This window comes from Burkholderia sp. Ac-20379, assembly GCF_017104645.1.
Lineage (GTDB): Bacteria > Pseudomonadota > Gammaproteobacteria > Burkholderiales > Burkholderiaceae > Burkholderia.
This window is the reverse complement of record NZ_JAAGPF010000342.1, coordinates 1-7822: the sequence shown is the minus strand read 5'-3', so window position 1 is coordinate 7822 and position 7822 is coordinate 1. Positions and strand designations below refer to the sequence as shown.

At 69.3% G+C, this 7822-nt stretch carries 7 protein-coding genes; 6 read left to right on the top strand and 1 reads right to left on the bottom strand.

Going from position 1 to position 7822, the window contains the following annotated elements; translation table 11 throughout:
* The 6 genes from G3N92_RS28255 to G3N92_RS28215 form a co-directional block, all read left to right on the top strand.
* Window positions 1-766: FAD-binding oxidoreductase (locus G3N92_RS28255; RefSeq protein ID WP_206130875.1), on the top strand; the 766-nt coding region annotated here is incomplete at its 5' end.
* Between the two features lie 78 nt (window positions 767-844).
* Entirely contained in the window at window positions 845-1891 is a 1047-nt protein-coding gene (locus G3N92_RS28250; RefSeq protein ID WP_206130874.1) for an ABC transporter substrate-binding protein, read from the top strand.
* Window positions 1892-2276: 385 nt separating this feature from the next.
* On the top strand, window positions 2277-5108 hold the full coding sequence (locus G3N92_RS35140; RefSeq protein WP_277396204.1) for an EAL domain-containing protein: 2832 nt from the start codon (window positions 2277-2279) through the stop codon (window positions 5106-5108).
* A 120-nt stretch (window positions 5109-5228) separates the two neighbouring features.
* Window positions 5229-5627, top strand: coding sequence for an ester cyclase (locus tag G3N92_RS28225; RefSeq protein ID WP_206130873.1), 399 nt, complete (start codon window positions 5229-5231; stop codon window positions 5625-5627).
* Between the two features lie 6 nt (window positions 5628-5633).
* The gene (locus tag G3N92_RS28220) at window positions 5634-6572 is read left to right on the top strand and encodes a LysR family transcriptional regulator (protein ID WP_206130872.1); all 939 of its coding nucleotides are present in this window, start codon (window positions 5634-5636) and stop codon (window positions 6570-6572) included.
* 117 nt (window positions 6573-6689) lie between these two features.
* The gene (locus G3N92_RS28215; protein ID WP_206130871.1) at window positions 6690-7445 is read left to right on the top strand and encodes an SDR family oxidoreductase; all 756 of its coding nucleotides are present in this window, start codon (window positions 6690-6692) and stop codon (window positions 7443-7445) included.
* A 167-nt stretch (window positions 7446-7612) separates the two neighbouring features.
* Here the strand turns inward: G3N92_RS28215 and G3N92_RS28210 are convergent.
* A partial coding sequence (locus G3N92_RS28210) for a hypothetical protein (RefSeq protein ID WP_206130870.1) occupies window positions 7613-7822 on the bottom strand: 210 nt, incomplete at its 5' end.

Below are 7822 nucleotides of genomic sequence, written 5' to 3'. Positions count from 1 at the left end.
GTTCCGCCGCCGCTATCCATGGCTCGGCAGCGGCGCGATCGGCGGCGCGCTGTGTGCGACCGACGGCCAGGCCAACCCGCGGCTCGTGTCGCCCGGGTTCGCGGCGGCCGCGCGCCGCGCCGGGGCGCAGGTGTTCGAGCAGACCGAGCTGACCGGGATCGCGTTCGACGGCCGGCGTTTCACGATGCGCGCGGCGGGCCAGGCGTTCAGCGCCGATTGGCTGATCAATTCGGCCGGCGCGTGGGGCAATACCGTGGCCGGCCGCTTCGGCGAGGCCGTGCCGCTGCACCCGATCTATCCCAATATGTGGGTGACCGAGCCGTTGCCGAGGTTCGTCGAGCACAACCTCGGCGTGGTGGGCGGCGGCATCTACGCGCGGCAGGTGGCGCGCGGCAACTGCGTGATCGGCGGCGGGCGCGGCCACGGCGACGGCGAATACGCGCGGCCGTCCAGCGACACCACGCGCGCCGTGATGCGCGACGCCTGCGCGCTGCTGCCGGGCCTGCGCGACGCGCTGCTGATCCGCACCTGGAGCGGCGTCGAGGGCGAGACGCCCGACAATCATCCCGTGATCGGCCCGAGCGGCACCACGCCGCGCCTGCTGCACGCGTTCGGTTTTTCCGGCGGCGGCTTCCTGCTCGCGCCGGGCGTGGGCGAGGTGCTGGCCGACCTCGTGCTGCGCGGCGCGACCGACACGCCCATCGACGCGTTCTCGATCGCGCGCTTCGCCGCCGGCGGCAGCCGCGGCGCGGCCGCGGTCGCCTGAGGCGAGGCCCGCATGCGCACGCCGTACCGTTTCCGTTCCCAGTCCGACACTCCACGCAAGTCCCAAGGAAGAACCACGATGAAACTGTCACGCACATTCGCGTCGCTCGCGGCGCTGTTCGCCATCGGCCTGGCTTCGCCCGCCTTCGCGCAGACCAAGACGATCTACATCGGCATGAACGGCGGCCCGATGGAGAAGGCCTACACGAGCCAGGTGCTGCCCGATTTCGAGAAGGCCAACAACGTGCACGTGGTGGTGGTGCCGGGCACCTCGTCCGACGTGCTGGCCAAGCTGCTGGCGAACCGCGACCACCCGCAGATGCACGTGGTGTTCCTCGACGACGGCGTGATGGCGCGCGCCGTGAGCCTGGGCGTGTGCCAGAAGCTCGACGACGCGCCGGTGCTCAAGGAGCTGTATCCGTTCGCGCGCATGAAGGGCGACATCGGCGCGGGCGTGCAGCTCGGCATGACCGGCATCGGCTACAACACCAAGGTGTTCGCCGCGAAGGGCTGGGCGCCGCCGACCTCGTGGATGGATTTCGCCGATCCGAAATACAAGGGCAAGGTGGTGTTCCAGTCCGCCTCCAGCAGCACGTTCGGGCTGCACGGCTTCCTGGCGATCAACCGGATTCTCGGCGGCAGCGAAACCAACGTCGAGCCGGGCTTCTCGAAGTGGGCCACCACGGTGGGGCCGAACGTCGTCGAATACATCCCGAACTCGGCCAAGCTGTCCGAGATGATCCAGACGGGCGACGCGGCGATCTTCCCGCTCACGCCCACCGGCGTGGGCGACCTGAAGGACAAGGGGCTGCCGGTGGCCTACGCCGCGCCAAAGGAAGGCGCGGTGCTGCTGCTGGTGGATCTGTGCGTGGTGAAGAACAACCCCGATCCGGCGCTGGCCCAGAAGCTCGCGCAGTTCCTGCTGTCCGCGCCCGCGCAGACCAAGGCCGCGGTGGCCGGCAAGCAGATCCCGACCAACCGCCAGGCCAGCATGCCGCCCGACATGCAGAAGAACCTCGGCGATCTCGATCAGCTCGTGAAGAAGGTCACGGTGGTGGATTGGGATGCGATCAACGCCCGCCGCGCGCAATGGGACGCGCGCTGGAACCGCCAGATCGAGCAGTAAGCGGGCGGAGGCCGTGGCGGGGCCGCTCCCGCCGCGGCGCGCTCGGAGCGATTCTCATTTCCGCGATTACGGGCTCGACAACAATTCGAAACAGATGGCCCGGCGCGACGCCAGACATGCCTGAGCGCGGCGCAACCCCAAATGATCGCGCGGTGCACCGTGCGCATCGGCCTTTCGTCTGGCACACTGACCCCCGATTCGCGAGGCCCCGGCTGTTTTGTCGCGTGGAACCGGGCGCGCTCGCACCCCATTTGCGTACATCGCTGCGCTCAAGGGAACGTGGATCGTTGCCGTTAAGGGGTAGTGGTATGTCGACTTGCGCCGCGCCGGAACGCCGTTGCGTTGTTCCGCGCGAGACGCCGTCGCTTCTCTCAGATATGAATGCATGAGCACGAGTCATTTTGTCCGGCCTGAAGGAAAGGTCTACGAGCGCATGATCCGGAGCATCGCCGATTATGCAATTTACATGCTCGACATCGATGGCTATGTGACCACCTGGAATGCGGGCGCACAACGCGCCAAGGGCTATCTGGAGCACGAGATCGTCGGGCGCCATTTTTCCTGTTTCTATACCCGCTCGGATCGCGCGCGCAGCCTGGCGGAATTCAACCTGCAGATCGCGCGCAACGAAGGGCGTTTCGAGGATCATGGCTGGCGGGTGCGCAAGGACGGCACGATTTTCTGGGCCCACGTGGTGATCGATGCGTTGCGCAACGAGGACGGCGAGATTTTCGGGTTCGCCAAGATCACGCGCGACTGCACCGAGCGGCGCATGGTCGAGACCCAGTCGCGCCAGCGCGAGCAGAGCTTCCGATTCCTGGTGCAGAGCGTGACCGACTACGCGATCTACATGCTCGATGTGAACGGCATCGTCTCGAACTGGAATGCCGGGGCGCAGGCCGCCAAGGGCTACACGTCCGAGGAGATCGTCGGGCAGCACTTCAGCCGTTTCTACACGCCGGAGGATCGGGAAGCCGGCGCGCCGGCGCGCGCGCTCGACACGGCGCTGCGCGACGGACGTTTCGAAACCGAGGGCTGGCGCGTGCGCAAGAACGGCGAGCGGTTCTGGGCGCACGTGGTGATCGATCCGATCTTCGACGACGCGGGCGAGCTGTTCGGCTTCGCCAAGGTCACGCGCGACCGCACCGAAGCGCGCCGCCTCCAGCAGCAGACCATCGACCAGGAGCGCCGCTTCCGGCTGCTGGTGGAAGGCGTGACCGATTACGCCATCTACATGCTCAACGTCGACGGCATCGTGTCGAACTGGAACGCGGGCGCGCAGCGGGCCAAGGGCTACACGGCGTCGGAAATCATCGGGCGGCACTTCTCGGTGTTCTTCACCGAGGACGACCGCAAGGCGGGCACGCCCGCGCGCGGCCTGCAGGCGGCCCGCGAGCACGGCAAGTTCGAGGCGCAGGCCTGGCGCGTGCGCAAGGACGGCCAGCGGTTCTGGGCGCACGTCGTGATCCACCCGATCTACGACGACGACGGTGCGCTGTACGGCTACTCCAAGATCACGCGCGACTGCACCGAGCAGCGGCAGGCCGCGCTGGCGCTCGAGGCCACCACGCGCAACCTCGATCTCGCGCTCGACAACATGCTCCAGGGCCTGTGCCTGTTCGACCGCCACGGCCGGCTGGTGCTGAGCAACCGCCAGTTTTCCCATCTGTTCGATTTGTCCGAAACGCCGTCGCCCGGCATCGAGCCGAGCCGGCTGCTGCGTCTGCTCGGCCGGCCGGTGCGGTTCGCCGGGCGGGCGCGCTCGAGCATGGCGGCGCAGTTCCGCCAGGCCGTGATGTCGGGCCATACGGAGGAAAAAGCGCTGGTGGTGGGCTTTCTCGACCGCTACGTGTCGGTCGTCACGCGCCAGCTGTCGCACGGCGGCTGGGTCACCACCTTCGAGGACGTGACCGAGCGCCGCCACGCCGAGGCGCAGATCCACCATCTCGCGCACCACGACCCGCTGACCGGGCTGCCGAACCGGCTCGCGTTCCAGGAGCGTCTGCACCGGATGCTGGAGCGGGCGCAGCCGGGGCATCAGTTCTCGCTGCTGTATCTCGACCTGGACCGCTTCAAGGCCGTCAACGACACGCTCGGCCACCAGGCCGGCGACGAGCTGCTGCAGGCCGTGTCGGCGCGCCTCAGCGCGAACCTGCGCGAATCGGACCAACTGGCGCGGCTCGGCGGCGACGAATTCACGATCCTGCAAAGCCGCAGCCGCGGGCTGGACGAGGCGATCGCGCTGGCCGAGCGCTGCATCCGCACGCTGGCCGATTCGTTCGTGATTCGCGGCGCGGAGGTGTCGATCGGCGTCAGCATCGGCATCGCGGCGCTGCCGTGCGGGCTTTCCAGCTCGGAAGTGGCGCTGCAATGCGCCGATATCGCGCTGTACGCGGCCAAGCAGGGCGGCCGCAACGGCTACCGCGTCTACCGCGACGAGATGCACGGCCCGATCCGCGAGCGCAACGAGCTCGAAGTGGACCTGCGCCGCGCGATGGCCGGCAATCAGTTGCGGCTGCACTACCAGCCGATCGTCGAGGCCACCACCGGCCGCACCACCGCCGCCGAGGCGCTGCTGCGCTGGACTCACCCGGTGCGCGGCCCGATCACGCCCGCCGCGTTCATCCCGCTGGCCGAGGAGCGCGGCCACATGCCGGCGCTCGGCGCCTGGGTGCTGGTGCAGGCCTGCCGCGACGCGATCAGTTGGCCCGACGAGATCCGCATCAGCGTGAACGTGTCGCCCGCGCAGGTGGTGCACCCGGATTTCCTCAATACGGTGATCTACGCGCTGAAAGTGAGCCGCCTGCCGCCGCGCCGGCTGGAGCTGGAAATCACCGAAACGGCGCTGCTCGAATCGTCGGCGCGCTCGCGGGCCGTGCTCGGCACGATCCGCTCGATGGGCGTGGGCATCGCGATGGACGATTTCGGCACCGGCTATTCGTCGCTGAGCCTGCTGCAGGATTTCCCGTTCTCGCGCATCAAGATCGACCGCAGCTTCGTGCAGAACATCGGCAAGAAGCGCAAATCGACCGCGATCGTCAGCGCGATCGCCGGGCTGTGTCAGCGTCTCGACATCCCGGTGATTGCCGAGGGCGTGGAAACCGACGAGCAGCGGCTCGCGCTGATCGCCGAGCGCTGCAGCGAATTCCAGGGCTTCCTGTTCGCGCGGCCGGTGCCGGTCGAGCAGTTGCCGTGGTACAAGGGCCCGACGGCCTGAGCGGCGCGGGCGGGGCCGGGCGGTGACGAGGCGGGCGCGGCGTTCCGGCGGCCGCCCGGCATCCTTCCCGCCCCCGCGCGGCTTCGGGCCGCACCTCGCCCCCGCAACCAGGAGATCGCCTTGACCCCAGCCGAGCTTGGCCAGCTTTATCGCCGTTACCTCGATTGCCTGAACCGCCGCGATTGGGATGCGCTCGGCGAGTTCGTGGCCGATGACGCCGCCCACAACGGCCAGCCGTTCGGTCTGGCCGGCTACCGCCGGATGCTGGAACGCGACGTGCGCCAGATTCCCGATCTGCGCTTCGAAATCGATCAACTGGTGACCGAGCCGCCGATGGTGGCCAGCCGCCTGCGCTTCGACTGCACGCCGCAGGGCGACTTCCTCGGGGTGCCGGTCAACGGCCGGCGCATCGTCTTCACCGAAAACGTGTTCTACCGGTTCCGCAACGGCAAGATCGCCGAGGTGTGGTCGCTGCTCGACCGCGCCGCCGTCGAGGCGCAGTGCCGGGCGCAGCGATAAGCCGACGTGGACGAACTGCGCGCCATTTCCACCTTCATCCGGGCGGCCGAGCTCGGCAGCTTCCATCGCGCCGCGCAGGCGCAGGGCAGCACGCCGCAGGCGGTCAGCAAGGCGATCCGCCAACTCGAGGCGCACCTCGGCGTGCGCCTGTTCCACCGCACCACGCGCAAGAACGCGCTGACCGACGAGGGCGCGCGGCTGCTCGACGCCGTGCGCGGCAATCTCGACGGCATTCGCAGCGCGATCAACGAGGCGCGCGGCGCGGCCCATCAGGACGAAGGGCTGGTGCGCGTCAGCGCGGGCGGCGCGGTGGCGCGCAAGGTGCTGATGCCGGTGATCGCCGAGTTTCGCGCGCTGTACCCGGCCGTCCAGTTCGATCTGGTGCTGGAGGATCGCTATACGGACGTGGTGGACGAGCGCATCGACGTGGGCTTTCGGGCCGGCAACGCGCCGGTGGCGCAGGTCGTGTCGCGCCGCCTGTTTCCGATCCAGTTGCTGGTGTGCGCCGCGCCGGCCTATCTGGCCGCGCACGCGGCCCCGCGCCGCATCGACGATCTGGCCGCGCACCCGCTGATCGGCTATCGCCAGCCCGGCGCGGGGCAGCCCACGCCGTGGGAATTCCGCGTGAAGGGCGAGACGGAATTCCGCAGTCTGGCGTACGCGGTGTGCTGCAGCGATCCGGAAGCCGAAATGCACGCCGTGCTGGCCGGCATCGGGATCGGCCAGATCGACGGCATCAATGCCGCCGCGCCGCTGCGCGCGGGCGCGCTGGTGCCGCTGCTGCCCGGCTCGACCAGCGAGCGCATGGGGCTCTACCTGTTCTACGCGCAGCGCACCAACATGCCGCGCCGCGTGCGCCGCTTCATCGATTTCGCGGTCGAACGGCTGCACGGCAGCACGCAATTCCATCTGCCGCCGGCCGCGCTGAAGGCGATGGCGCGTTAACGTCGTCAACGCCGATTCCCAACCTTCGGTTGCGAATCAAACATCCGATTGGTCACTACTGCGCGGCGTACTGCGTCGCCACAATGGCTCCACTTTCAACCGAAACAGGAGCCCGACATGACCACCCTTTCCCTCGTTACCGGCGCCAGCCGCGGCCTTGGCCGCAACACCGCGCTCCATATCGCGCGCCAGGGCGGCGACGTGGTGCTGACCTATCTGGGCAGCCGCGAGGCCGCCGACGCCGTCGTGGCCGAGATCGAGGCGCTGGGCCGCAAGGCGGTGGCGCTGCAACTCGACACCGGCCGCGTGTCCGGTTTCGCCGATTTCGTGCAGCGCCTGCGCGGCGTGCTGCAGGCCACCTGGCAGCGCACGACGTTCGACCACCTCGTCAACAACGCGGGCCACGGCGACGTCGCGCCGATCGCGGACACCACCGAGGCGCAGTTCGACCGGCTCGTGGACGTGCATTTCAAGGGCGTGTTCTTCCTGACGCAGGCATTGCTGCCGCTGCTGGCGGACGGCGGGCGCATCGTCAACCTGTCGAGCGGGCTGACGCGCGTGAGCGCCGAGGGCTGGGCCGCCTATGCGGCCGTGAAGGGCGCGGTGGAGGTGCTGACCGTCTATCTGGCGAAGGAACTCGGTTCGCGCGGCATCGCCGCGAACGTGGTGGCGCCGGGCGCGATCGAGACGGATTTCTTCGGCGGCGCGGTGCGCGACACGCCTGAATTCAACCGCTTCTTCACGAGCATGACGGCGATGGGCCGGGTGGGTGTGGCCGACGACATCGGCCCGATGATCGCGAGCCTGCTCGGCGAGGGCAACCGCTGGGTGACGGCGCAGCGCATCGAGGTGTCGGGCGGGCAGGCGATCTGAGCGGTGCGGCCGGCGGGATCGCGCCGGCCGCACCGCCTTTGGCCCGGCGAGTGTGCTGACGGCCGCCGGCATCGCACAGCGGGAAGACGTTGGCGGGTTGCACCGCCTTCCGCCAGGCAGCCGATCCGAGCACGACTGGCAGCGCAAAGGCGGCAGGCCCCGCAAGCTCACGCCGGTCGAGTGGCCTTCGCGCGGCGCGCCCGCCGCAGCCGGAACAGCACCGCGATGAACCCGGCCGACACCAGCCCGCTCGCGGCCTGCACGGTCACGCTGTTGCCGACCGGATCGTCGAAGCCGCAGGCCACCAGCGCGCTGGTCGCGATCGCCAGCGGGCCGAGCCACGCGGCATGCGCGGGGCGCAGCGCCGGCAGCAGCTC